The organism is Streptococcus sp. DD10 (assembly GCF_001578805.1).
Lineage (GTDB): Bacteria > Bacillota > Bacilli > Lactobacillales > Streptococcaceae > Streptococcus.
The window spans coordinates 32,630-59,413 of record NZ_KQ969162.1 but is presented as its reverse complement, the minus strand read 5'-3'; the positions used below and the strand labels follow the sequence as shown (position 1 = coordinate 59,413).

Below are 26,784 nucleotides of genomic sequence, written 5' to 3'. Positions count from 1 at the left end.
CCGCTACTCCTAAGAATAGCGGTTTAATCATGTTTTTAAGCTACCAATGTAGTCGCTCTATTATTTAAGAGTAACTGAAGCTCCAGCTTCTTCCAATTTAGCTTTGATTTCTTCAGCTTCTGCAGTTGCAACGCCTTCTTTAACAAGTGCTGGTGCACCGTCAACAAGTTCTTTAGCTTCTTTAAGACCAAGACCTGTAATTTCACGTACAACTTTGATAACGCCAACTTTTTTGTCGCCAGCAGATGTCAATTCAACGTCGAATGAATCTTTAGCAGCAGCTGCATCACCAGCGCCAGCAGCAGCTACAGCTACAGGAGCAGCTGCAGTTACACCAAATTCTTCTTCGATAGCTTTTACAAGGTCGTTCAATTCAAGGATTGAAGCTTCTTTAATTTCAGCAATAATGTTTTCAATGTTCAATGCCATTGTTATTTCCTCCAAATAAGTTTTTAATTTTAAATAGTTTTTGTAGCTAGGCTACGCCGCGCAGATTAGAATTAAGCTGCGTCTTCTTTGCTTTCTGCAACTGCTTTGACTGCAAGTGCCACGTTGCGCACTGGTGCTTGAAGTACAGAAAGGAGCATAGAAAGAAGTCCTTCGCGGTTTGGAAGAGTTGCAAGTGCAAGAATCTCTTCTTTTGATGCGACAGCGCCTTCGATTGCACCACCTTTGATTTCAAGTGCTTCAGCAGTTTTAGAAAAGTCGTTCAAGATTTTCGCTGGTGCGATTACATCTTCATTTGAAAATGCTACTGCAGATGGTCCAACAAAAACAGATGCAAGGTCTTCAAGTCCAGCTTTTTCAGCTGCACGACGCAAGATTGAGTTTTTAATAACTTTGTACTCAACTTCGCTTCCACGAAGCTCACGACGAAGAACTGTATCTTGCTCAACTGTCAAACCACGAGCGTCTACAACGACGATTGATGCAGCAGCTTTCATTTTTTCAGCTACTACGTCAACTAGTTCCGCTTTTTTTGCAATAATTGCTTCACTCATTAGTGTGTTCACCTCCGTAATTATTTTGCTTGGGGAATTTTCCCAAAAGAAAAACGCGCCCAAACCTAGACACGAAAGTACAATACGTTTCTTTTTAGATGATCCGTTTTGTCCTCGGTAGGATTTTTATGAGTCGTGCTCCCCTACTGTCTTAGGCAGTTTTTTCAAACCGTATATAAGTATACCATTGTTTAAAAAAGAATGCAAGAGTTTTCGCATTCTTTTTTAATTTTTTTATTGTGAAAATAATTCTTTGGTTTCAAAATGTACTTTTTTTACTAATCTTATAATAAAAAAATCCAAAGATTCCCTCATATAGAAGGAAAAAGAGACTAAAAGCATGCAGGAAAAAGAGTTCGGGTAAAATTCGTATTACTGGATCTTTATTCGGATCAAACATCCAAGTTTCATCACCAACAAACAATAGTTGATGGAAAAGTACAAAAAATTGATTGAAACCAATTAGAATTGCAAAAATACCAATTCCAATTGGTAAGAGTAAACAGATGAGGAACCAATTTTTGTAATGAGCTAGCATTTTTTCTTTAAACAGTTTTCTGAAAAACACATAAACTATCGGTAAGTTGACTAGAAAAACAAGCTGTGCCACATGAAAAAGAAGTTTGACAACTTCAAAATGATGAAGCCCATCTACCGACGAGCGAAAATCAGGCATCGAAAGAGTCCAACGAAGTGGATTGGTCAGGTACTGCATCAGCACATTAAAATTGTATTGTATGGTTTGACTTGACAACTGAGTACTAGTTTCCAAATTCAAGAAATGAATCTCCTGTGGATAAAAAAACCACATTCCGTAAATTGTTAGGAGAATTGCTGCTGATAAAAGACCGAAGGTAATACTTAAAAGAGTCAGTCTATTTTTCACCAAAGTTCCACTCCTCTAAACTATTGACAACATATGTTGGGGCAATGGGAAGAAAGGGGACTTCTTCAGTTTTTGTAAATCCTGAAGTAACCAAAAGTGTATCGATACCATTATCGATCCCTGCCCTAATGTCTGTTAGATAATTATCCCCAACCATTAGAGCATCTTCTCGGCTCACTCCTAAACGCTCCAAGGCTTTTTCCATAATAATAGAATTTGGTTTCCCAATAAAGACAGGGGAGACTTGTGTCGCAGCTTCTATCAGTGCAACTAGGGTCCCTGCCCCCGGGAGGAGGCCACGCTCAGTTGGGATGTTTAAGTCCGGATTTGTTCCGATAAAATGCGCTCCCTTTTGAATTGCAAGTGTTGCTATTGCAAATTTTTCATAATCAACCTGCCAATCGAGCCCAACCACCACATAGGCTGGATTTTCTTTATCTTCGACATAACCCGCTTCATGAATTGCTTCTTTTAACCCTGATTCACCAATGATATAAACCGTATGACCTAAGTCTTTTTCCTTCATATAATCTATGGTTGCAAGTGTTGCAGTATAGATACTTTCAACCGTGGTTTCAATATGGTATGATTGAGCCAAAGCTTCTTGTACCATTTGAGGAGTTCGGGTTGTATTATTTGTAACAAAAAGATAGGGTATCGCTTTTTCCTGAAGTTTATGCACAAAGGCTTCACCTGCTGGAATTCGCTCTTTTCCTCTATAAATGGTTCCATCTAAATCAATTAAGTATCCTTTATATTTCATCCTTTTCATCCTTTTTATTTTTAGTAGAGTCATTACTCTTCGTGGTACGCCATTTTATTTTAGCTTGAGCATTTATGCTCCCATCTGATACAATCTGGTGGTTGCTTTCATTCTCAGAAAATTCATACTTCGAAACAATATCACCACCTGATACTACTTCCTTTACATACTTAAGATGAATTTTCTTTGGAATATGATGTTTTAAGAAATCTGTCCCCATAACCTCAAAAATCCACTCCAAATAAGAGCTATTATTTACATGTCCATTCATATCTAAGTCATAAAAACGAATAGGATACTTAATTTCCTTTGGATTGGTTAGTTCTTGATAACGGGGTCCACGATGAATTTTTTTAGAAAAATCAGCGCCATAAGGTTCTACTACCTCTTCTACAACGGACTGAACTTTACGCAATTCTCGATTCATCATGGCAAAGCTAGCTATCATTTCAACTAATAGTTTCCCTGCCTTATCCAGGATTGTAAAGCGACGATAACAAAATAGACGATTATAAGATAATGCTTCTGTCTCAATGATAATATCTTGATTAAAAATAGGCATTTGGTGAATCGTAATTTCGTAATCGGTCACAATCCAGACCAACTGATAATTTTCATAAAGATAATCATCACTTATCCCTAACTTTTGCGAGTGAAAACCTGAAACCTGTAAAGATAATCGAATTAACTGTGGAAGTTTCATATTACCATTAATGTCACTCATATCAAACGTTACGTTCACTTCATGTTGGTAGACAATTCCCATAAGCTACTCCAATATAAATTTTTCTGCTACACTGTCTCCTAAAAAGAGACCCTTCTTGGTCATTCTCACTTGTTCGTGTGTAGAAATGAGAAGCCCTTGACTTTCTAGTTCCCTAGCAACATCACCATATATTTCCTCAAAAGAAATACCATATTTTTCTTCAAATCGAAGTTTGGAAACTCCTTTTTTCTTTCGCAAACCAAGAAACATTTCTTCTTCCATCATCTCACGCTTGGAGAGCACTTCTTCATTTAGTCGTGCATGACCGTCCTCACGAATAGCTTTAAGATAATGCTGTATTGGACCTCGATTACGATAACGTATGCCATCTACATAACCCGAAGCACCCGCACCAAATCCATAGTATTCAGCATTATCCCAATACATCAAATTATGGCGACTTTCATAACCTGGTTTAGAAAAATTTGAGATTTCATAATGGTCAAAGCCTGATTTTTCAAGTTCCTCTATGATATATTCAAACATTTCTGCTTCTAAATCCTCTTGGGGAAGATGAAGCTTTCCACGGCGCATCCGATTCATAAAAACAGTATGGTTTTCCAAAATCAAACTATATAAACTCATATGAGGAATGTCTAAACTCAAGGCTTTTTTTACATTGATTATTAGCTGCTCCATGGTTTGTTGAGGAAGAGCATAAATCAAATCAATAGAAATATTATTAAAACCAGATTGCTTAAGGTTGGTAATCGTTTCATAAATGTCCTGTTCTGTGTGACTTCGACCTATTTTTTTTAATAATTTATCATCAAAAGTTTGCACACCTAAAGAGACTCGATTGACTGCAGATTTTGCTAAAACTGCTATCTTATCCTCAGTCAAATCACCAGGATTCGCCTCAATTGTAAATTCTTCTAAAGTATTTAAATCAAGATTTTTAGTAAGGTTCGTCAGTAAGAATTCCAATTGCTGGGCATTTAAAGCCGTAGGCGTACCACCCCCAATATAGAGTGTTCGTAAAGAAGTAATTTCCTTGGATTGATATTCCTGAATCAAGGCTTTGAGGTAATCATCAACTGGTTGATTCTTAATAAATACTTTTGAAAAATCACAGTAAAAACAAATTTGAGTACAAAATGGAATATGAACGTAAGCGGAGGTTGGTTTGTTTTGCATAAACCTTATTATAGCACAATTTCATTAAAATCTGTGATTCTGATAAAAGCTATCTTTTTTATCTTTAGCAAATAAAAAAGCTGGACAAAAAAACGTCCAACTTTAGATAAATAAGTGTCAACAACTGTATGGCGCAGTGGTTGATCGGTAACTCTGTTCGCTGTTCACGTTTCAAAGATAACCTAATTAACTACAAGGTGGTAGGAGAACAAACTCTTTTTAATTAAGCAGAGTTCTTTCCCACTCCCTTTTATTCAACTACTTTTAATTTCGCCGCATTTGCTAAGTATTCTTCATACTGGTTCGCATCTCGAATCTTCTTGATTGCAGCATTGACCGCTTCTTGCAATTCTGTATTTCCTTTCTTCATCGCAACAGCATTGGCATCTCCTTCGGTTGATTCCAACTCTACTGTTGCTACTGCCAAATCATCATTTGAAGCGACATAACTAAGAGCAACCGGTTCATCAATTGTAACAGCATCCACTTGTCCATTTTTTAATTCGTTGATTGCTTCCCCTACATTCGTTAAAGAAACTAAATTAGCTTGACTCATTTGCTCTTTCACCAACGTTTCTGGAATAGAGCCTTTTTGAGCAGCAACCTTCACCCCGTCAAAACTACTTAGACTGGTATATTTTGCCACATCAGATTTTCGAACCAACAATTTAATTTTTGTTTCATAGTAAGAATCTGAAAAATCAAAATTTTTCTGGCGTTCCTCCGTCACAGCAAGTCCAGAAATGGCAAGATCCGCTTTACCTGTTTGAAGACTGGACAGTACATTGTCAAAACTCATAGTAGAAATTTCAAGTTTAACCCCTAGTTCATCTGCAATAGCTTGAGCCAAATCTATATCTGAACCGACAACTTTATTTTTACCGTCAACTAGGGTTTGAAATTCAAAAGGGGCATAATCTGGACTAGTTGCAACCACTAATTTCCCTTTTTCTTGAATGCTTTCCAAGGAATTTGTAGAAGAGGAACTACAAGCTACCAGTGCTAGAGCTGAAATACTAGTCAACATCGATAGGACTATTTTTTTAATATTCATACATTTTCTCCAATTTCTTTAATTATTCTATGAATAATAATACATTATTTTAAAATCAAAGTCAAGTTTTTTCCAGATTTAATTCTATTTTTTCTGTTTTTTTGTCTTTTTATACAGTGTTTTTTATACATTTAATTGCAATTTCCTTCTCATTTCATTCAGTAAAGGAATCAAATCCTTTCCTCACCCAATTATCCCCATTGTGCTAAACTAATAGACATTCAACTAGAAGGAGAATAATTTAAAAGGCTAGACAATAAGTCCAACCTCTTAACCTTATATTCGCTAAGTCAAAATAAAGAGTCTAAAAACATTTTCTACTATAATAAGTTTAATATTTTTAGCTAAACAAAATGAATATACTGATCCACCGGGTAGTCTTTTGGAGCCAATCGCAACTCTTTTTCCATAGCCATATGAGCAAGATGCCAACCAATTAGAGGGCCTGTAGTTAGCCCAGAGGAACCCAGACCACTGGCTACATAAATTCCCTTTTGACCAGGTAATTCTCCCCAAAATGGAGAAAAATCACTCGTATAAGCACGAGTACCAACACGCTCCCCTAATAGACTGGCTTCCTTCAATCTCGGAAAATAATGATGCGCTTCTGCCTCCATCTGATCTAACAAAAACTTGTCTACTGTTAAATCAAAACCTTTATCGTTTTCATGGGTAGCTCCAACACTGACTTTTCCTTCTTGAAACGGTATGATATCCAGCTCACCTTCAGGCATAACAACAGGATATTTGCTAGTTTCATCAGATAGCTGGTAATCTCTAAGTTGCCCCTTTTGAGGTCGCACATCTACTTGGTAGCCACAAGGGTGAAGAAGCTCAGGTAACCATGCACCACATGCAAGGATAACACGATCAAATTCCTGATGATCTATCTGATAAGATGAGTCTAAAATTTCCAAACTAACTTTTTTATTTATGATCCTTGCTCCGCTTGCAGCAAGTAAGGTTTCTGTCAACAGAGCTCCCTCCACTCTAGCTCCTCCAGAAGCATAGAGCAATTCTTCAAAACCACATAAACCAGGGAAAATAGTCGATACTTGTTCGTCTTTTAAAAGTGCTAGCTCACCAATCATTGGAGATTCAGTTCGACGACTTCTAGCTAAGTCTAGTAAAATCTGTAATTTACTTTCATCTTTTTTTAGTAAACAAACTCCCATTTGCTGATAAAAACTCGTTTCATTTCCTTCTTTTTTTAAATCCTCAATCAATTCCTGATAAAAATCCGCACCTTGTCTTGCTAACTGATACCAAGCTTTATTGCGTCTTTTGGAAAACCAGGGACTAATTATTCCAGCAGCAGCCTTGGTTGCCTGTCCAACTCCATAGTCAAATACCGTTACTTCATATCCTGGTTGTTTTGAGAGGTAGTAAGCAGCAGTCGAGCCCACTATTCCTGCACCAATAATAGCTATTCTCATTGCTTCTCCTTACATATGGTTAAAAGGATTTGTTAAAGATAAACTTGGAAACACTTCCAACTCCCAGTCATTCTCGCTTTTCCATTCTTTTATCTTTTGAACTAATTTTTCTACAAATAAAACTTCAATATGATGTCCTGGGTCAAGAGCAAGTAACCCATCTGATAACATTTCTTGAGCTGTATGATAATAAATATCACCTGTAATATAGACTTGAGCACCCTTATCAAGAGCATCTTTATAAAACGATTGACCACTGCCACCACAAATGGCCAAACAGTCAATGACTTGTTTCAAGTCTTCTCCGTTATAACTCACCAACCGTATACTATCTAAACCAAAAACAAGCTTTACTTTCTGAGCTAAATCACCAAAAGTAATAGGGTGGATTCTCCCTACACGCCCAATCCCATGACCAGAATGTGTTTCTGTAACATAGGTCGCTTCCTCTATATCTAAAATCTGACAGAACCAGTCATTAAGACCATCTTCAACAATATCAATATTTGTATGGCTAACATAAACTGCGATATCATGCTTGATCAGGTCGATATAAATCTGATTTTGTGGGTGATCAGCAACTAGATTTTTTATCGGACGAAAAATTGGAGCATGTTTGACAATCAATAAATCTACTCCTTTTTCAATCGCTTCTGCTACTGTCTGTTCACGTACATCCAACGCCACCATGACGTTCTGAATCTCTTTTTCTAAAGTCCCAATCTGAAGCCCTCTCACATCTCCTTCCATAGAAAGTTCCTGTGGACAATAGGCTTCGAAGCGACGAATCAATTCACTAGCCCTCATATAATATCTCCTTGATTTTTTCTAGTTTATCTTCTATTTCTTTTCTGGTTTCTAAATAGTTCTCTGGTATTTGAGTAAGAGCATGTATTAACTTTTCCATCTCTTTTTGCCATTTAACTTTGAAAGTCGGGGAAAGACTCTGTTTCAAGAAAGGACCAAAACGTTTATCTTCCGCAGTAAGACTTTGTTGACCCTTTTCTATAACCATTATTTCATAAATTTTTCCAGCCTCTTCCAGTATATCTTCCGCAATAATTTTAAATCCATGAGAACTCAGCCAATTGCGTAAATCATCTTCACGATTATTTGGTTGTAAAATTAGACGTTCTATACCTTCTAGTTTATCTTTTCCTTTATCTAAAATATCCGCTATTAACCTACCGCCCATACCAGCAATTGTAATAACTGTAATGCCATCAGCAGCCTCAAATGCAGCTAAACCGTTCGCTAAACGCACTTGAATTTCTTCTTCAAATCCATGTTCCACCACATTTTTTTGCGCTGATTGATAAGGTCCTTCTACCACTTCACCCGCAATAGCATTCTGAATGCGCCCGTTTTGAAGGAGATAAATTGGTAGATAAGCATGATCGCTTCCAACGTCCAATAATTTTGCATCCTGAGGGACAAAACTTGCCACTCTTTTCAAGCGATCAGACAATTTTGTAATTTCCATTTTTCAACTCATTTTCTATTAATCTTCTTTTATTGTAGCATTTTTTAAACATAAAAAAAAGGCGCTAACGATTTTCTTGATGGATTGCAATAAAAAACGAGAACTTGTAATAGCTCTCGTTGTTTCTTTATCATCATTTACTGTGCAGTTTGCATTCGATAGTAAATCCCTTTTTGTTCCATTAATTCCTGGTGATTTCCGTACTCTGCGATATCCCCAGCTACCATAACCAAAATAAGATCGGCATTTTGAATGGTTGACAAACGATGAGCAATAATGAAACTCGTTCTATTTTCCATCAACTTAGCAAAAGCAGCTTGAACAAGCAGTTCTGTCCGTGTATCAATAGAAGAGGTTGCTTCATCCAGGATAAGAATTTTAGGAATTGCTAAAAATACTCGAGCTATTGTTAACAACTGTCGTTGTCCCTGCGACAAGGATTCTCCTGCATCCGTCAAATAAGTATCATATCCATCTGGCAACTGTCTAATAAAAAAATCCGCATTGGCAGCCTTAGCTGCTGCAATAACTTCTTCTCGACTAGCCTTAGGATGACCATATGCGATGTTGTCATGGATTGTTCCGACTTTTAGCCAAGTTTCCTGAAGGACCATCCCAAAGTGCTTGCGATAACTCTCTCTAGTATAATCCACAATCGGAACACCATCAAGCAAAATTTCACCACCGTCAACAGGATAAAAGCGCATCAATAAATTAATCAAAGTAGACTTACCCGCACCTGTTGGACCTACAATGGCCACCTTGCTTCCTGCCGGTATTTGGATATGAAAATCCTTCATCAATACCTGATTTTTTTCATAACCAAATCGAACATGATGAAACTGGATTTCCCCTTGAACAGCTTCACTCTCTAGTTTATTTTTTCCACTCTCTTCAAGCTTAGACTCATCTAAAATACTATATAAGCGTTCTGCACAGGCTAGTGAGCTTTGAAGTTCTGACATAACAGAAGAAATATCATTAAAAGGCTTACTATATTGATTAACATAGTTTAAGAAAGTCACCAGCTGTCCAACAGTCAAAGAACCACCCTGCATGATTCGACTGGTACCTATCGCTGCAATCACAGCATAAATCACTGCGTTAATAAATCGTGTAGAAGGATTGACTGTAGAAGAATAAAATATTGCTGACTGAGAATAGGTAGCGTAGGTAGCATTAATCGTTTGAAAATACCCCTTAAACTGTTCTTGAGCGTTTGAAGCTTGAATCAAACTTTCTTGAGTCAGAGTTTCTTCTATCAACTGGGTTTGTACACCTCTTGATTCCGTTTGTGCTTGAAATAGTTTGTAAGATTTTTTTGCAATGAACTGAGCAATTACCAAAGAAAATGGTGTCAAGACTAAAACAGCCAACATCATCACCAAATCCAGTTGGGCCATAGTGACAATGGTTACAAGTATCGTTAACACACCACTCAAAAACTGATTAAACACCATCAACAGACCGTTATTAAGTTGATCTACATCTGTTGTCAATCGACTCACTAGATCTCCTGTTGACTGCTTATCGAGATAAGACAAAGGAAGCTGATGAATATGCTGCATCACGCGGTTGCGCATTCCTTTACTATACTGATACACTAACTGGTTGTAAAGTAAAGGATTCCCCCACTGGATTAGCGTATTAAAGATAATAACAAATACCATTTGTCTAAGTAAAGCCAAGACCTGTTCACTAGCATTTACCTCAACTACTGCATCGATAATCTCTCCAATTAACACTGGCAAATAAATCGTAAGAGCTACTTGAACGATCGTTCCAATGAGAGCTAATAAGAGTAGTCCCGGTTGTGTTGATATATCTCGCAACAAACGCTGGAGGATTTGATTTTGTTTTCTTTTCATACTTTCTCCTCACTCCCATGTTGCGAATAGTGAATTTCCTGATATAGACTATTATTTTCAAGCAAGTCCATATGCCGCCCCAATCCAACTTGTATCCCTTGATCTAGAACTAAGATAGTGTCAGCATTTTTCAAACTCTTTGTCCTTTGAGAAATGAGAATAAGGGTGGTATCAAGGAGTTCACTTTTTATCGCTTTTAAAAGTTTCGACTCCGTCAAATAATCTAGAGCTGAAGTCGCATCATCCAAAATTAGAAAAGGACTTTGTCTCAGTAGTGCACGAGCAATGGTTAAACGCTGTCTTTGCCCCCCAGAAAAATTTCGACCAAATGACGCAACAGGCTCTTCTAAGCCACCAGCTTTTTCCTTAACAAAATCGGCCGCTTGGGCAATTCTTAAAGCCTGCCAGATTTCTTCATCTGTCACCGTTCTTTCAATTCCTAACAAAAGATTGGAACGAATACTCCCCCTAAATAATTGGGCCTTTTGAGGTACTATGCTCACCCAAGAACGCCACTCCTTTAATGTTTTAGGACTACGTCCTTTATAAAAAACAGTCAGTGTCCCCTGACTTGGTTTATAAAGATGACTGAGCAGTTGAACCAATGTCGACTTACCTGAACCAGTTCCCCCAATAATTCCCAACGTTTGTCCTTTTTGCAAATCAAGTGAAATCGTTATCAATGAGGGCAAAGCCGCATTTGGATACGTAAATGATACTTCCTGTAACAGTAGCGCTTGATTTGGAAGAGCAGAGGTTTGCGGTAATGCTGCTTCAATATCCTCTTCCTTCTCTTCGAACACTTGCTGGATTCTTCTTGCTGAGATAAAAGATTGATTCAAATTTGTCACCAGCAGTGCCAACTTCAATAATTCTGTCAATATTTGTAGGAGATAATTGACTAGAGCAACTAGCATTCCTTGACTGAGATTTCCAAGTTGCAATTCTCCGTAACCATTCCAAATTACGATCATCAACGTCCCATTTACTACTAGAAAAGTTAGCGGACTAATTAAACTAGAAAAAATTCCAGCACGAATTTGCCACATTTTATACAGTTCATTCACTTGACGGAACTCTCTAATTTCTCGCTTCGTCTGACCAAAAGCACGAATAACACGCATTCCTTCAAATTGTTGTCGAGTTCCATTCACAATCCGATCCGTCAGTTTACGGATACTAGCATAAAGTGGATTGACAATACGAGACATGAACGCTACGATGAAAACCAGAACACCTACCATCATCAAAAACCAGACTGTCAAACGAGAACTTATCGTATATGCCATGATGATAGAGCCGAACACGATAATAGGTGCCCTAAGAAAAAGACGAAGAAATTGATTAATTCCCATCTGAATTTGATAGGTATCTGATGTTAATCGGGTCACTAGGCTGGATGTCGTCAACTCGTCTCGACTTGTCTTGGATAAGCTAAGTATCTTCTCATATAAGTCCTGAGTTAGTTTTCTTGCAAATCCAACTGCTGCTTTTGAGGAGTAGTACTGGGCTGTTATCGCTACCACAACTCCTAGAAGAGCAAGAAAAACTAAAAGAGCGATCAAACCAAATAAACCTCCTGTTTCCCCCTTAGGAATCAAGACATCTACCATATGAGCAATAATTAAAGGGACCATAAGCTCAAAACTCGCTTCTAAGAGTTTAAAAAATGGTCCTAAAAGAGTTTCTTTCATATAACCCTGAAAGTATCTTAGTAATTCAATCATAATTTCTATTGTAACATAAAAATTCTAAAAGAATAGGTGATATTTCATAAAACAAATGATTTGATAAATAGGTCCAGGGACATCAACTAAATCTGTTCGACAAAAAAAGAGGCTGAAAATATCCAACCTCTCACTATTTCTAATCCATTACTCCACTAGGAAATCCTCTTGAGCAAAGAATATTTTAACAGTCGTTCCAACTCCAACCTCTGATTGGATAGATAGTTTCAGCCCTAACCGATCAGCGATTTTCTTAGATAAGTAAAGTCCTAAACCAGACGATTGATGGGTCAACCGTCCATTATACCCTGAAAATCCTCGCTCAAATACCCTTAAGATGTCACTATTTTTTATCCCAATCCCAGTATCTTGAAGAAAAAGAGTGGAATCTTTATAATAGATACTAACTTTTCCCTTTTTGGTATATTTGAGACTGTTAGATAGTAATTGTTCTAGAATCACTAAAAACCACTTTTTATCGGTTACAATGGAAACATCTAATCCCTTTAAATCTAGCGTCAAACCTTTTTGAATAAAGAAAAGAGCATGTTTCCGAACGACTTCCTTAACCATTTCTTCAATAGACTCTTCCTTCAACACTAAGTCATCATGAAAACTTTCCAACCGCAAATAATGAAGCACCAAGCCAACATAACCATCAATCTTGAACAATTCTTGTTCCAATAATTTTTTCGTTTCCCCATCAAGGTCTTGAAGAAGCAAGGTCATGGCCGCAATAGGTGTTTTAATCTGATGCCCCCATAGGGTATAGTAATCTAGTAAATCATTTACACGAAATTGAGCCTCTATTTTTTGACGCTGATTTTCATCTTTTAGAGACCGAATTTGGGTTTGTAGGTGACTTTCTAAGGGAGACTCCGCTATCCCCTCCTCATACAAAATCTCTTTACGATAATTCTGATAAACAAAACTACTATCCAAAAAAATGAACAGCAGAGTCAAAAAGAATAAAATTCCAAGCAAGTACTCTAGAACACTACGATTTTCTCTAAATAAATAAAAAAATAAGAGTAAAAATAAGAAAAAAATCAACTGGATGTAGAAATACCGGCGTCTCGATAGAAGATAGTGTTTTAAAAAATCTTTGAAATTAATCATGACTCAAGCTATATCCAATCCCTTTTTTTGTTTCGATAAATTGTACCAGCCCAATCTCATCTAGTTTTTTCCGTAATCGAGCTATATTAACAGATAGCGTGTTATCATCAATAAAGAAATCACTATTCCAGAGTTCTTTCATCAAGTCATCACGTGAAACAACACTCCCCCCCTGTTCAAATAAAACACGCAATATCTGACAATCATTCTTAGTAAGAGCTAGTTCTTGTCCTTCATAAATTAACACCATACTTTTCAGATTAAGGAGAACTCCTTGATACTCTAATAAACTATGGTCACGCCCAAATTCATATGACCGCCGTAAAAGACCTTGTATTTTGGCAAGTAAAACTGTATTATCAAAGGGTTTGGTCACAAAATCATCAGCTCCCATATTGATTGCCATCACTATGTCCATGGGCTGATCACGAGAGGACAGAAACATGATCGGAACTTTAGAAACCTTACGAATTTCCTGACACCAGTGATAGCCATTAAAAAACGGCAATCCAATATCCATAAGAATTAAATGAGGTTCAAATCTAGCAAAAAGACCTAAAACATCCATAAAATCTTCTACAATAAGAACTTCAAATCCCCATTGTTCCAACATTTTCTTTATTTGTTGCCGAATAATTTCATCGTCTTCTATTAATAAAATCTTATGCACACTGTTTCCCCCTTGTCAAACTTAGTACAGTATAACAAATTTTCCATAAAAATGAAATCTTATGAACAGGAAATTGACTTTAAGCAACAAACTTGTGAGCAACTACTTAGAACCAAATTTGAAAGAGGAATACCCCCACTCCAATCACTACAACGAAGTCAGCAAATAATATAAAACACTGATCAAAGAAAGTCAGTGGCAGTTGTAACAAAACTCGAACTAAATAATAGGTACACAAGACGAGAGAAAGCATTAAAATACCTAAACTTAAAAAAGCCAACATAAACGTCACCTCATAAATTTCTCTTGATTTAATTATAACATTTATCTTATTAAAATACAATTTTTTATATGCTTTCCTTTTGTAAAAATCTTTCTTATAATTCGTTTTCTGATATAAATATGCTATACTAATGGGAAAGAAAACGAAAGGAAAACACCATGCCCAACCTCTTTGACTACCTAAAAACAGTGACAAATGAGTCTATCTATGACTCTCCTTTTACAGAGTTGGACATCTTAGCACTAACTGAGATAACCTACTTAAATTTTGACAATCTGGAGCTTAAGAATAGTAGAATTCTGCCCGAAAAACGATTGCTCGAGATAGCTCCCAAAATTCCCAGAGATATTACAATTCAATCTTCTAAAGAACGATTGCTTTTGCTCGATGAATTAGCTTCATCTACTCGGTTTAAAAATATTAAACTCATGGGCTATACAAACGAAGTCGACTTTGAAAGTGAGAAACAGTTTGCTGCCATGACTTATCGACTTTCGCTGGATACTTACTTGGTGGTCTTCCGGGGAACAGATGCAAGTATCATTGGTTGGAAAGAAGATTTCCATATGACTTATATGAACCATATCCCAGCTCAAAAATCTGCCACTCGTTACCTTAATCAGATTATGGCGACCTATCCAAACGCCCATTTTTTAGTTGCAGGACACTCTAAAGGGGGCAATTTAGCAACCTACGCTGCAACATTTATTGATGAAGAGTTACAAGAAAGAGTGGAATCCATCTATTGTTTTGATGCTCCTGGACTTCATAAAAATCTTATTAAAACACCGTCCTATCAGCAAACTAGTAAAAAAATTCTGTCCTATATTCCCAAAAATTCCATCGTCGGTATGATGTTAGAAACCCCTGAACCCGCTCAGATCGTAGCGAGCAATGCCTTCAATGGCTTATCTCAGCATAATACATTTAGTTGGCAGGTAGAAAAAAATCACTTCGAAACTGTCGATGCTATTAGCAAAGATAGCCAACAAACAGATGCCACTTTAAAAAAATGGGTCGCACAGGTTCCTGATGAAGAATTAAAAGACTTCTTTGATAGTTTTTTTGGACTCATACTAGATACAGGGATGGAGTCCCTAGACGAACTGAAAAATCCAGAAACTATCACTAAGGTTTTGGAGGTTTTTCGCAACGCTCATGATTTAAGTCCAGAAAAAAAGACTTACTCTATCGCTTATCTAAACAATTACTAGACATGCGCCTCCAGATATGGAAAGAAGACAGATAAATTAAAAATAACTAGAAAGGCCAACATCAACTCTTTTCTCCCTGAATAGGATGACTGTTTCATACTAGTTAATAAAAACTAGATTGACATATCATTAGTAACTACAGCATCCTTATGAGATGGGACGATAAGCGTTTTCTTTTCGAACTCCATGTAATCTTTTCCTTTTTTAAAATAAAAAATTATTGTTTTTCGATATATTTTTGTTGACTTTCGGCTAAAAAAGATATATACTTAGTTTAAATAAAAAAGGAGGATTGGATGATGACACATTCAAAAATTATTCGCAATATAATCAAGATAATAAAAGCTATCATTTGGCTTTCTATCCTTTTCACTTTCTTGGCTATTTTGAGTCATATTCTGACACGTACAGGAGTATTCAACAATTGGTTCGATACACATCGTCTATCATTTGACTATAATGGTATCCAATTATTCCCTAAGAAAAGCGACTCCATTTGGTCACTGATTTTCCCAATCTTATCGAATGGGGTACATATCACATTTCTATATTTTATTCTTCGTTTTTTGATAAATATTGATAGAGAACAATTTTTCTCTGTAAACAATGTCCGTATTATGGGAATATGTTGGAAACTATCCCTGCTTCTTTCGTTGCTATTAGGTAATTTTTATTTAACTGGTTCCCCAATTGAAGTCCCATTTCGTTTCGAATTGACTTTTCACTTCCCCTTCATATTGACCGCCCTCATTTTTTGGATTTTGGAAAAAGTTATCGAACGTGGTGTAGACATTACTAGAGAAAATGAATTAACAATTTGAGGTAGAGCATGATTATCATAAATTTAGATGTTATGTTAGCCAAACGAAAGATGAAATCTAGTGAATTAGCTGAAAAAATAGGGATTACAAGTGCAAATTTATCTATTCTAAAAACAGGAAAGGCTAAAGCGATTCGTTTTAGTACATTAGATGCTATCTGTCAGGCATTAGACTGTCAACCTGGTGATATCCTAGAATACAAAAAAGAAGAGGATACTTCTGCATAAACTCTCCTTTCCCATGACGTAATTTACGTTCATGGGTTTTTATTTGAACAAAATTCAAACCAAGTTGCACTTCATTTCCCCACATTTTCAAAAATGGTAGTATAATGGTAAAAAAGGAGGTGCCTTATGGCTATTAAATTTACTAAGACAGATGAACTTGATAAAATGTTTGAAGAGTTTGCGAAACTTCCTGATTTCGACAAAGTAGAGTTTCCAGTAGACTCGAAGAAAGAAAAAACAATTGAAAAAGAGAAAAAGGTTAACTAAAAATGACTCTTTTTAATAGTTTGCCCTCAAGCGTGTTACAAGCGGGGGCAATTTTTCTTTCCATCATTATTGAAGCTCTTCCCTTTGTTCTCATTGGTAGCATTATATCAGGATTCATTGATGTTTACATCACTCCAGAACGGGTTTATCGCCATCTACCTAAAAATAAATGGGGTAAAATTATCTTCGGCACTTTTATCGGATTTATCTTTCCCTCTTGCGAATGTGGCATTGTTCCGATTGTGAATCGATTTTTAGAAAAGAAAGTCCCAAGTTACACAGCAGTTCCCTTTCTGGTGACCGCTCCGATCATTAATCCAATTGTGCTTTTCGCTACCTACTCAGCCTTTGGTAATTCCTTCAACATGGCTCTTCTCAGAGCAGTCGGTTCTATCTTTGTAGCGCTTGCCTTGGGGATTTTTCTAGGTTTCTTTGGAAATGGTTCTATACAAAAAGAAAATAGAAAACAGATCCATGAACATCATTTTTCTCATTTAGCAACTGGACAAAAATTATTTCAAGTCTTTGTCCAAGCCATTGACGAGTTTTTTGATACAGGACGTTATTTGGTCTTTGGCTGTCTTTTTGCCAGCCTAGTCCAAGTCTATATCCCAACTCGGATTCTAACGTCCATTAGTGCTACTCCCCTTCTTGCTATTCTCTTACTCATGTTATTGTCCTTTTTACTCTCTTTATGTAGCGAGGCGGATGCCTTCATCGGGAGCTCCCTTTTGTCTAGTTTTGGACTAGCACCCGTACTAGCCTTTCTAGTTATCGGTCCCATGCTAGATGTAAAAAATCTCCTCATGATGAAAAATTACCTAACCAATCGATTTATTGGACAATTTATCGGGATTGTAGTTCTAGTAGTATTACTGTACTCTTCTCTAGTGGGGGTGTTCTTATGATTCGATTTCTTGTACTAGCTGGTTATTTTGAGCTAACCATGTATTTACAATTGTCTGGGAAATTAAACCAGTACATCAATATGCATTATTCCTATCTTGCATACATTTCTATGATTTTATCTTTTGTCCTTGCTGTTGTCCAGCTGATTATCTGGATGCGCCAGATAAAGGTTCACAGCCATCTGCACGGAAGGATGGCAAAGATGGCCAGCATTACCTTTCTCAGCGTTCCTCTCATAGTTGGAATTTTCTTTCCTACAGTAACTTTAAATTCTGAAACAGTTTCGGCTAAGGGCTACTACTTTCCTTTAGCTGAAGGAAATAACGCTGATGTACAAGCGGACGAGGGTACAGCTAGCCAGTATCTGAAACCTGATACCAGCTCCTACTTTACCAAAAACGCCTACGAATCTGCTATGCGTAAGACTGCTGATAAATATCTCAAGGATGAAACCATCACGGTCACAACGGATAACTATATGGAGGTGATGGAAGTGATTTACGATTATCCAGATGAGTTTGCTGGAAAATTCGTGGAATTCACAGGTTTCGTCTATAACGACCCAAGTGATCACAACAATCAATTTCTCTTTCGGTTTGGAATTATCCATTGTATCGCTGACTCTGGGGTTTATGGTTTATTAACGACAGGAAATGAACAGCATTATGAAAACAATACCTGGATACGAACACGTGGAAAAATCGTTAACCACTACCACAAACAGCTTAACCAAAGCCTTCCGACTCTGGAGGTCGAGAGTTTTGAACAAGTGCAACAACCAGAGAATCCCTATGTCTATCGGGTATTTTAAACTGAAAAGTCTGGAACAAAAATTTTCTTGACTAAAGCAAAAAGCAACGGAATGAAACCCGTTGTTTTTTTGTATTAGAGAGAAAATCTTATTAAAATTAAATTATAAAAACCCCAATTAAACGTGAATCTCTGCTTCTTTACAACTACTGGACTTTTGCTTAAACTTTTTCATCCCTTCCTCTAAAGTTCTCCAGTACCTTACAATAGGTTTTTAACAAGGAATATGATAAAATAAGATCATTAGAGGTTTTAAATTACACCTCTCAATTCTAAAAGAAGGTATATCTATGTCATCAAAAGTAATTATTACCATTTTTGGCGCAAGTGGCGATTTGGCTAAACGTAAACTCTATCCATCCCTCTTTCGTCTTTACAAGTCAGGAAATTTATCGAAACATTTTGCTGTCATTGGGACTGCCCGTCGCCCTTGGAGCAAAGAATATTTTGAATCTGTCGTAGTCGAATCTATCGCAGGGTTAGCGGATAACGTTGAGCAAGCTCAAGAGTTTGCTAGCCACTTCTACTATCAAAGTCATGATGTCAATGATACCGAACACTATATCGAGCTAAAAAAACTACAGGAAAAACTCAATCTCCAATATGAAGCAGAGCAGAATAAACTCTTTTTCCTTTCCATGGCTCCTCAATTTTTTGGAACAATCGCAAAACATCTCAAATCAGAAGAAATTGTCAATGGACAAGGATTTGAACGTTTGGTCGTAGAAAAACCCTTTGGAACAGATTTAGAAACAGCCACTAAGTTAAATAATGATTTACTTGCCACGTTCGATGAAGAGCAAATTTTCCGTATTGACCATTATCTCGGTAAAGAGATGATTCAATCCATTTTTGCCATTCGTTTCGCAAATCTTATTTTTGAAAATATTTGGAACCGAGATTACATCGATAACATCCAAATCACCTTCGCAGAACGCCTTGGTGTTGAAGAACGAGGGGGTTACTATGATCAATCTGGAGCCCTTAGAGATATGGTCCAAAACCATACACTCCAACTCTTGTCCCTTTTAGCAATGGATAAACCTACTAGTTTTACTAAAGATGCTATTCGCAAAGAAAAAATCCGCGTCTTTCAACAATTGCGCAAACCAAGTGATGAGGAGTTGGAAAAACTCTTTATTCGAGGACAATACCGCTCTGGAAAAATAGATGGCAAAAAGTACATTTCGTATCGAAGTGAGCCTAATGTCAACCCCGAATCAACTACTGAAACATTTGCTTCAGGTGCTTTCTTTGTCGATAGTGACCGTTTCCATGATACTCCTTTCTTTTTCCGAACCGGAAAACGTTTGACAGAAAAAGGAACTCATGTCAAAATCATCTTTAAGCAATTAGAGTCTATTTTTGGGCAAACTCTTGAGCCAAATGTCCTAACTATTTCTATCCAACCAGAAGAAGGTTTCTCCCTCAGCCTTAATGGTAAGCAAGTTGGAGAACAATTTAATCTTGCACCGATTTCTTTAGATTATCAGACTGATGCAACTGCCACTGGTGCCTCCCCTGAACCATATGAGAAGTTAATTTATGACGTTCTTAATAACGACTCAACCAACTTCAGTCACTGGGAAGAAGTCAGTGCATCCTGGTCCTTCATTGACCGAATCGAAAAACTTTGGGCTGAAAATAAAGTTCCCTTACATGAATACAAGTCAGGTAGCATGGGACCATCTGCTAGCTTTGAACTATTAAAATCCTTTGGCGCAACATGGAATTGGCAGCCTGACCAAGATTACCGGGCGCAAGGACGAATTGAGTAACCGTTTAATCTCTCTTTACTATCCCTTAAAGCATAGCAGTAAAAGGTGGGGACTTTTATCCTGCTCGTTCTATTAAAATAAAAAGAAAGATTTTAGTAGAAAAAAGACTGTATATAAAAAGTTGGTTCGCCAACTTTTTTCTAGTCAATTCCCCTAAACGCCCCATTTTGTGGTAAAATAGTAAAGACTGACTAAGGAGGAAAAAAGACAATGTCAACTGAACATCACGTAGAATTAAACGACCAACAAATTGTCCGTCGTGAAAAAATGACGGCACTTCGCGAGCAAGGAATCGATCCCTTCGGGAAACGCTTTGAACGTACTGCAAACTCTGGTCAATTAAAAGAAAAATATGCTGAATTAGATAAAGATCAACTTCACGAGTTAAACGAACGTGCAACTATCGCTGGACGTCTGGTAACTAAACGTGGTAAGGGAAAAGTCGGATTTGCCCACATACAGGACCGCGAAGGGCAAATCCAGATTTACGTTCGTAAGGATGCTGTTGGAGAAGAAAATTACGAAATCTTCAAAAAAGCAGATTTAGGAGACTTTCTTGGAATCGAAGGGGAAATTATGCGAACGGATATGGGGGAACTATCCATCAAGGCTAGCCATATCACTCACCTCTCTAAAGCTCTCCGTCCACTTCCTGAAAAATTCCATGGACTGACAGATATCGAGACAATCTACCGTAAGCGCCATCTAGACCTGATTGCCAACCGTGAAAGTTTCGATCGCTTTGTTACACGTTCAACTGTTATTTCAGAAATCCGTCGTTATATGGATGGTCAAGGCTTCCTTGAAGTTGAAACTCCTGTCCTTCACAATGAAGCTGGTGGTGCCGCTGCCCGCCCTTTCATCACTCACCACAATGCTCAAAATATCGATATGGTCTTGCGAATCGCTACGGAACTTCACTTGAAACGCCTGATCGTTGGTGGTATGGAGAGGGTTTATGAAATTGGTCGGATCTTCCGAAACGAAGGAATGGACGCAACTCACAACCCAGAATTCACAACCATCGAAGCCTACCAAGCTTACGCTGACTTCCAAGATATCATGGACTTGACAGAAGGCATTATCCAGCATGCTGCCAAGTCTGTTAAAGGAGATGGACCTGTTATCTATCAAGGTCTAGAAATCAAGATCAACGAACCCTTCAAACGTGTTCATATGGTTGATGCTATTAAAGAAATCACTGGAGTAGACTTCTGGCAAGATATGAGCTTTGACGAGGCCGTAGCCATCGCTAAAGGAAAAAAAGTACCTCTTGAAAAGCACTATACAGAAGTGGGACAGATTATCAACGCCTTCTTTGAAGAGTTTGTTGAGGAAACCCTCATCCAGCCAACCTTTGTCTACGGCCATCCTGTAGCAGTCTCTCCACTGGCTAAGAAGAACCCAGAAGATGACCGTTTCACAGACCGATTCGAGCTCTTTATTATGACAAAAGAATACGCTAATGCCTTCACCGAGCTAAATGATCCAATCGATCAACTTTCCCGTTTTGAAGCACAAGCTGCAGCTAAGGAGCTAGGAGATGACGAAGCAACGGGAATTGACTATGATTATGTAGAAGCCCTTGAATATGGTATGCCACCAACAGGTGGACTGGGGATCGGAATTGATCGCCTCGTAATGCTCTTAACAGACACCACTACCATTCGTGACGTCCTTCTCTTCCCAACTATGAAATAAAACAAAACCTTCGTGAAATTCACGAAGGTTTTGTTTTGGGCTCCTTACTCACTACTCAATCACTTGAGTTTCAGCTAGTTTCTTGTACCAATGTGCAGATTTCTTAGGATAACGTTCTTGTGTATCGAAATCAACGTAGAAGAGTCCGTAACGTTTTTCATAACCATTAGACCAAGAGAAGACGTCCATCAATGACCAGATGAAATATCCTTTGACGTATGCCCCATCCGCAATGGCATCAGACAGAACTTCCAAGTGTTGTTTCACATAATCAATCCGTCCATCGTCATAAACCGTATTGTCCACAAACTCATCTTTGTAGCCCAGTCCGTTTTCAGTGATGTAGATTTTCTTATAGTTTGGATAATCCGCCTTCACACGCATGATTTGATCATACAAACCTTGCGGATAGATAATCCAGTCCCAATCCGTCCGAGGCACATAGTCAGGAGCTACACGACGTCCAACACCCTTAATCTGATATTTAGAACTTCCTTTCTCACCTTTACCGTTGTGGATGATTTCTGTTTCGCCATCAAATGCTTCCATCCAATCACTCATGTAGTAGTTAATTCCAAGGAAGTCATTCAGGTCTTTAGCTGCTTCAAGTGCCACAAAGTCTTCGTCTCGAAGATCCAACTCACCACCATTAACTGAAAGAATGTGGTTTACACCTTCCATGGTTTTATCGGAATAGTGTCCAAGGTAGGTTGCATCTAGAATAAACTTGTTATGGATGATATCTTCCAATTCAGCCGCCCGAACGTCTGCTGGATTTTCTGGATCCAACGGATACTTGGTTGGAAGAGCGTGCACAACTCCGATTTCACCTTCATACCCTTTGTCTTTATACAATTTCACAGCTCGAGCATGCGAAACCATCATATTGTGGTGTGATTGGAAAACTTTGGCAAGGTCATACTGAATCCCTGGAGGGAATTTTCCTACTAAGTATTGACCATCACCGATTGGTCCAATTTCATTAAAGGTTGTCCAATAGTTGACTTCTGGGAATTCTTCAAAACAGAAGGCAGCGTAATCCACAAAGTGTTCGATGTTTTCACGATTCAAGAAGTCTCCGTTTGAGTGAAGCGCTTCAGGTGTATCAAAGTGGTGAAGAGTTACAAATGGTTCTACATGACGTTTATGACATTCTGCAAATAACTTATGATAGAATTCTACCCCTTTTGGATTGACTTCACCATAGCCAGTTGGGAAAATACGTGACCAAGCAATAGAAATACGAATTCCGTTTACGCCATATTCTTCAGCCAACTGTAAGTCTACTGGATATTTATGGTAGAAATCGCTTGCTGGTTCTGCTGTATACCAATAGTTATCAGCTAAGTATTTGTCCCAAGCAACTGGTCCTTTTCCGTCAGTATGGGTAGCTCCTTCTGCTTGATAGGCAGCCGTTGCCCCACCAAAAATAAAATCTTTAGGAAGTGTTTTTGTCATTTTTTCACCTATTTCTTGATTGGATATAATGAAAAGTGAGGGGAGAGGAGTTAGTGAGCCATCCATCTCCATCTCACTTATTCGTTCTTATTCTTCAAACTGCGCTTGAACAAAGGCTAGGGCGCCTTGTCCATCACGTGTCAATTTAATGTATTGAGCACCTTCTGTCTTAGCCAATTTGATACCCAATTTATCTGTTTCAGCCTTCATGTCTTCGAAGTTGGAAGCAACCTGAGGCGCCAAGATAACAAGGTCAAATTCTGGCAACATTTCCCGGTGAGCACCGTAGCCACCTGCTGCTGCTTTGACAGGAACATTGTATTCTGCTGCCGCCTTGTTTAAGGCATTGGCAAGGAGTCCACTGGTACCACCACCGGCACAGAGAACCAAGACGTTTGTTTCTTTTGTGATATTGTTTTGAACAGGTTCGTCTTCAACACCAGCTTTTTCAAGAATCGCATCAGCTTTAGCTGTATTGAAGTTTGCTGCGACTTTTTCTTTCAAGCTGTCGTTAGCTTTACCAGAACGTTCTTCTTCAAGAATTTGTTCATCATAAACCTTAACGAATGGATAGTAAATGATTACATCCACTACCACTAGAAGAGCAGCAAGGATGAAGGAAAGAACTTGGAAGTTCGTACCAAGGACAATTCCTAGAGGTCCAGGCGTTACCCATGGAAGGTTTGCTGAGAAGGAGTTCATTCCCAAGGTATCAACAAAAAATTTGAAAATCCAGACGTTTGCGATTGGCGCAAAGATAAATGGAATGAAGAAGGTTGGGTTCAATACAATTGGAGCACCAAAGAGGATTGGTTCATTGACCCCAAAGAAGGTTGGAACAACCGATGCACGTCCGATTGCACGGTTACGTTCAGACTTACACAACCACATGAAGAGGAAGGGAACAATCAAGGTTGCACCAGTACCACCCATGGTAACGATAAACATTTGAGTCCCAGAAGTGATGACTTTATCTGCGTGTTGGCCTGCTTGAAGCAAGTGTAAGTTGTTATCAATATTTGCATAAGTGATCGCCGCAATCGCTGGTTCTACGATAGAAGGACCGTGGATACCAACAAACCAGAAGAAGGCATATGCACCAAAGATAAGGGTAATTCCAAGATAACCATCTGCCGCAGAGAACAACGGAGCTAGAAGTGTTCCGATAGATTCCGCAACTGTTACACCGATAGCACCTTTAACAATTAATTCAAATGCATACAAAAGAACAATTGAAACTGTAAATGGAATCAAGTCTTTGAAGACTTGTGAAATATTCGGTGGAACCTCGTCTGGCATGCGAATCGTCACATTATTTTTCACACAGACCTTATAAACATTAACTGTAACAAAGGCTGCAATGAAAGCTGTTAGAAGACCTTTTGTCCCCATAAATGCTGTTAAGAAACCACCATCTTGTGCAGGCTCAGCTGCCATTAAGAGGAATCCTACCATGGATGCCAACATAGTAGATAAGTAGTTGATTTGGTTGGTAGCTGGCAACTCACGATTCATTGAGTCCGTCAAGGCTTTGGCAGTTGTTCCTCCAACAAAGAAAGCCAAAATTCCCATTGAGTAGTTATACGGTGTCATCAAGAAATTCTCAATATCTTTAGACCAATGGAAACCCCAGGAATTTGGAACATAGGCAATCAAGATAAAGATACTAGAAAAGAGAATGACTGGCATACCAGCAATGAATCCATCCCGGACAGCCCGGAGGTATTTATTCCGAGATATTTTTTCAAAGAAAGGTTTCCCTCTTTCAATTAAACCAATGAGTTTATCCATTATTTTACTCCTCTCTTGTAGAGTTCAATCAAATGATGCATGAGGTCTTTGAGCAAGATGGTGGTCATGAGGTGGTCTTGACCGTGCATCATGGTCACGCTGTAAGCCAAGTCCTCACCAGCAGCTTCCTTGGTCAAGAGGCTGGTCTGGGCATGATGAGCCTCAGCGATACAAGCTCCTGCTTCCTCCACTAGCGTATCTGCCTTTTCAAAATCACCAGCCTCAGCGGCCTTCAAAGCCTCCAACAACTTAGAACGAGCATCGCCTGCGTAGGCAACAATCTCAAAACCTAACAATGTAACTTCTTCTCTATTCATGATAGAATCCTCCTTATTTAAGATACCAAGGGCGTTTGAAAATCGAAAGAAAAATAGAAAATGTGATGACTGAGCGACGCTCCTAGGAACATTTATCTTTTTTCCAAGATTTTAGCCCGAGTTCAATTACTAAAACACAACATTCAGAGAGCCAAATAATCTTTTTATAGCTCTCGACAACCACTACAATAAACGTTGAATATGTAAAACGAGATAAACTCGCTCACTCTTATACAAGTCAGCACCTGTATGGCAAGCTATCACATCATAAACCTTACTCCCAATCTCGAAAGCTCTCGGATAGGATTGTTTGATATGATCTTCCATATCCAGAAGCAATTGGTTATCATCTCTAGAGCAATCTAAATAATCCAGGAAATAATTCAAATGAATCATAAAGCGATCATAAAAATGGTTGTTTTCTTTGGTTCGCTGAATAGAATAATCTCTTAGAACTTCCTCAACATCTCTGAGAATTTCTTTCCTCTTATCGATCGATTCAACAACTGACACTTCATTCTCACCCTCAGCATTGATAAAATGATAAGCAATCCGAATAATTTCATCTTCAGGGAAATGATCTACTAGCTTCTGACGATATATTTCAAACGCCTCATTCGCAATTTGAAAAGCGACAGGATACTTAGCAGAAATATCTGGCAGATTGCTATCCTTGTACCTTCCTTGCATTAGAGATTGATAAGAACAGTAGATATGATCTGTCAAGGTTACGTAGAGATATTCTTGAATCGGATAATGATATTTCTTTGAAAGCTTATCAATAATCTCATAGGTCACTGTGATAAAATCAAGCGGAACATCTTTGAGGAGAACCATAAAGTTTTCTCTGGACTCTTCTGTCTTCATCCGAAAAATTTTATCAACTTGATGTTCAGCAATCAAATCCCCCTTCTTCTTTCCAAATGCAATCCCTTTACCAATCACAATCACTTCTTCTCCTTTGTCATTTCTGACAAGCGAGACGTTGTGATTCATCGGATGTAAAATTCGATACATGACAACCTCCTTTGCTATTATATTCAAGGTTGTTAGATACAAAAAATGATCACAAACACCCTTAGAAAGTTTTATTAACTTCTAATTCGTTTGTGATCATGCGTAATCTATTTTACTAACACTCACCTTGTATTAACTTATATGCTTAGTATAGCATATGTCTCTCATTTTGTAAACACTTACACTAATTTTTTTTGACTTTTTTATGCTCCAGCTACCTTATTCTACCTATGCTAGTTTCATTTTTAGGAAAAACAAAATAAAAACCGAGGTTGTAGGCA

General features: G+C 38.0%; 26 protein-coding genes and 1 other annotated feature. Of the genes, 8 read left to right on the top strand and 18 right to left on the bottom strand.

Annotated elements, in window-relative coordinates:
- Positions 1-60: 60 nt before the first annotated feature.
- The 14 genes from rplL to STRDD10_RS07460 all read right to left on the bottom strand — a co-directional run bounded on the left by rplL (position 61) and on the right by STRDD10_RS07460 (position 13,910).
- Positions 61-429 carry a 50S ribosomal protein L7/L12 gene (gene rplL / locus STRDD10_RS07525; RefSeq protein ID WP_067194583.1) on the bottom strand — a complete coding sequence of 123 codons (369 nt, stop codon included), beginning with the start codon at positions 427-429 and terminating at the stop codon, positions 61-63.
- 71 nt (positions 430-500) lie between these two features.
- Positions 501-1,001 (bottom strand): 50S ribosomal protein L10, encoded by a 501-nt coding sequence (gene rplJ / locus STRDD10_RS07520; RefSeq protein ID WP_061413777.1) that lies wholly within the window; start codon positions 999-1,001, stop codon positions 501-503.
- Between the two features lie 38 nt (positions 1,002-1,039).
- Positions 1,040-1,175: a sequence feature (ribosomal protein L10 leader region), on the bottom strand.
- An 85-nt stretch (positions 1,176-1,260) separates the two neighbouring features.
- Positions 1,261-1,887 carry a TIGR01906 family membrane protein gene (locus STRDD10_RS07515; protein WP_067194753.1) on the bottom strand — a complete coding sequence of 209 codons (627 nt, stop codon included), beginning with the start codon at positions 1,885-1,887 and terminating at the stop codon, positions 1,261-1,263.
- On the bottom strand, positions 1,877-2,650 hold the full coding sequence (locus STRDD10_RS07510) for a TIGR01457 family HAD-type hydrolase (protein WP_067194580.1): 774 nt from the start codon (positions 2,648-2,650) through the stop codon (positions 1,877-1,879). Before STRDD10_RS07510 ends, STRDD10_RS07515 begins: the two co-directional genes overlap by 11 nt.
- On the bottom strand, positions 2,640-3,416 hold the full coding sequence (locus STRDD10_RS07505; protein ID WP_067194577.1) for an acyl-[acyl-carrier-protein] thioesterase: 777 nt from the start codon (positions 3,414-3,416) through the stop codon (positions 2,640-2,642). The genes STRDD10_RS07510 and STRDD10_RS07505 overlap by 11 nt, the downstream gene beginning before the upstream one ends.
- Positions 3,417-3,419: 3 nt before the next feature.
- On the bottom strand, positions 3,420-4,553 hold the full coding sequence (gene hemW / locus STRDD10_RS07500; protein WP_067194574.1) for a radical SAM family heme chaperone HemW: 1,134 nt from the start codon (positions 4,551-4,553) through the stop codon (positions 3,420-3,422).
- Between the two features lie 250 nt (positions 4,554-4,803).
- Positions 4,804-5,607, bottom strand: a complete 804-nt coding sequence (locus STRDD10_RS07495) for an ABC transporter substrate-binding protein (RefSeq protein ID WP_067194572.1) — start codon at positions 5,605-5,607, stop codon at positions 4,804-4,806.
- 344 nt (positions 5,608-5,951) lie between these two features.
- Positions 5,952-7,043 carry an NAD(P)/FAD-dependent oxidoreductase gene (locus STRDD10_RS07490; protein WP_067194570.1) on the bottom strand — a complete coding sequence of 364 codons (1,092 nt, stop codon included), beginning with the start codon at positions 7,041-7,043 and terminating at the stop codon, positions 5,952-5,954.
- Between the two features lie 9 nt (positions 7,044-7,052).
- Positions 7,053-7,850 carry a Nif3-like dinuclear metal center hexameric protein gene (locus STRDD10_RS07485; protein WP_067194567.1) on the bottom strand — a complete coding sequence of 266 codons (798 nt, stop codon included), beginning with the start codon at positions 7,848-7,850 and terminating at the stop codon, positions 7,053-7,055.
- Positions 7,840-8,526 carry a tRNA (adenine(22)-N(1))-methyltransferase gene (locus STRDD10_RS07480; protein WP_067194564.1) on the bottom strand — a complete coding sequence of 229 codons (687 nt, stop codon included), beginning with the start codon at positions 8,524-8,526 and terminating at the stop codon, positions 7,840-7,842. Before STRDD10_RS07480 ends, STRDD10_RS07485 begins: the two co-directional genes overlap by 11 nt.
- Before the next feature lie 137 nt (positions 8,527-8,663).
- Positions 8,664-10,394: an ABC transporter ATP-binding protein gene (locus STRDD10_RS07475; protein WP_067194562.1), complete on the bottom strand. Its 1,731-nt coding sequence runs from the start codon at positions 10,392-10,394 to the stop codon at positions 8,664-8,666.
- On the bottom strand, positions 10,391-12,121 hold the full coding sequence (locus STRDD10_RS07470) for an ABC transporter ATP-binding protein (protein WP_067194559.1): 1,731 nt from the start codon (positions 12,119-12,121) through the stop codon (positions 10,391-10,393). The genes STRDD10_RS07475 and STRDD10_RS07470 overlap by 4 nt, the downstream gene beginning before the upstream one ends.
- Before the next feature lie 147 nt (positions 12,122-12,268).
- The gene (locus STRDD10_RS07465) at positions 12,269-13,240 is read right to left on the bottom strand and encodes a sensor histidine kinase (RefSeq protein WP_443031097.1); all 972 of its coding nucleotides are present in this window, start codon (positions 13,238-13,240) and stop codon (positions 12,269-12,271) included.
- On the bottom strand, positions 13,233-13,910 hold the full coding sequence (locus STRDD10_RS07460; protein ID WP_067194556.1) for a response regulator transcription factor: 678 nt from the start codon (positions 13,908-13,910) through the stop codon (positions 13,233-13,235). The genes STRDD10_RS07465 and STRDD10_RS07460 overlap by 8 nt, the downstream gene beginning before the upstream one ends.
- 441 nt (positions 13,911-14,351) lie before the next feature.
- Here STRDD10_RS07460 and STRDD10_RS07450 point away from each other — a divergent pair, with 441 nt between their 5' ends.
- The 8 genes from STRDD10_RS07450 (at position 14,352) to lysS (ending at position 21,920) form a co-directional block, all read left to right on the top strand.
- Positions 14,352-15,407 (top strand): DUF2974 domain-containing protein, encoded by a 1,056-nt coding sequence (locus tag STRDD10_RS07450; RefSeq protein ID WP_231853389.1) that lies wholly within the window; start codon positions 14,352-14,354, stop codon positions 15,405-15,407.
- Positions 15,408-15,703: 296 nt separating this feature from the next.
- Positions 15,704-16,228 carry a DUF2975 domain-containing protein gene (locus STRDD10_RS07445; protein ID WP_067194552.1) on the top strand — a complete coding sequence of 175 codons (525 nt, stop codon included), beginning with the start codon at positions 15,704-15,706 and terminating at the stop codon, positions 16,226-16,228.
- An 8-nt stretch (positions 16,229-16,236) separates the two neighbouring features.
- The gene (locus tag STRDD10_RS07440) at positions 16,237-16,455 is read left to right on the top strand and encodes a helix-turn-helix domain-containing protein (protein WP_067194549.1); all 219 of its coding nucleotides are present in this window, start codon (positions 16,237-16,239) and stop codon (positions 16,453-16,455) included.
- Between the two features lie 126 nt (positions 16,456-16,581).
- Complete coding sequence (locus STRDD10_RS11165; RefSeq protein WP_197458317.1) at positions 16,582-16,722, top strand: SPJ_0845 family protein; 141 nt, start codon at positions 16,582-16,584, stop codon at positions 16,720-16,722.
- A 2-nt stretch (positions 16,723-16,724) separates the two neighbouring features.
- Positions 16,725-17,630, top strand: a complete 906-nt coding sequence (locus STRDD10_RS07435; RefSeq protein ID WP_067194547.1) for a permease — start codon at positions 16,725-16,727, stop codon at positions 17,628-17,630.
- Complete coding sequence (locus STRDD10_RS07430; protein WP_067194545.1) at positions 17,627-18,442, top strand: TIGR03943 family putative permease subunit; 816 nt, start codon at positions 17,627-17,629, stop codon at positions 18,440-18,442. Before STRDD10_RS07435 ends, STRDD10_RS07430 begins: the two co-directional genes overlap by 4 nt.
- Positions 18,443-18,731: 289 nt before the next feature.
- Entirely contained in the window at positions 18,732-20,219 is a 1,488-nt protein-coding gene (gene zwf / locus STRDD10_RS07425) for a glucose-6-phosphate dehydrogenase (RefSeq protein ID WP_067194542.1), read from the top strand.
- Between the two features lie 210 nt (positions 20,220-20,429).
- Entirely contained in the window at positions 20,430-21,920 is a 1,491-nt protein-coding gene (gene lysS, locus STRDD10_RS07420; RefSeq protein ID WP_067194539.1) for a lysine--tRNA ligase, read from the top strand.
- Positions 21,921-21,971: 51 nt separating this feature from the next.
- Here lysS and lacG read toward each other — a convergent pair whose 3' ends face one another.
- The 4 genes from lacG to STRDD10_RS07400 all read right to left on the bottom strand — a co-directional run bounded on the left by lacG (position 21,972) and on the right by STRDD10_RS07400 (position 26,503).
- Positions 21,972-23,378, bottom strand: coding sequence for a 6-phospho-beta-galactosidase (gene lacG, locus STRDD10_RS07415; protein WP_331709913.1), 1,407 nt, complete (start codon positions 23,376-23,378; stop codon positions 21,972-21,974).
- Between the two features lie 87 nt (positions 23,379-23,465).
- On the bottom strand, positions 23,466-25,169 hold the full coding sequence (locus tag STRDD10_RS07410; RefSeq protein ID WP_067194533.1) for a lactose-specific PTS transporter subunit EIIC: 1,704 nt from the start codon (positions 25,167-25,169) through the stop codon (positions 23,466-23,468).
- Positions 25,169-25,486, bottom strand: coding sequence for a PTS lactose/cellobiose transporter subunit IIA (locus STRDD10_RS07405; RefSeq protein ID WP_067194530.1), 318 nt, complete (start codon positions 25,484-25,486; stop codon positions 25,169-25,171). The genes STRDD10_RS07410 and STRDD10_RS07405 overlap by 1 nt, the downstream gene beginning before the upstream one ends.
- A gap of 183 nt (positions 25,487-25,669) precedes the next feature.
- The gene (locus tag STRDD10_RS07400; protein WP_067194529.1) at positions 25,670-26,503 is read right to left on the bottom strand and encodes a PRD domain-containing protein; all 834 of its coding nucleotides are present in this window, start codon (positions 26,501-26,503) and stop codon (positions 25,670-25,672) included.
- Positions 26,504-26,784: the final 281 nt, after the last annotated feature.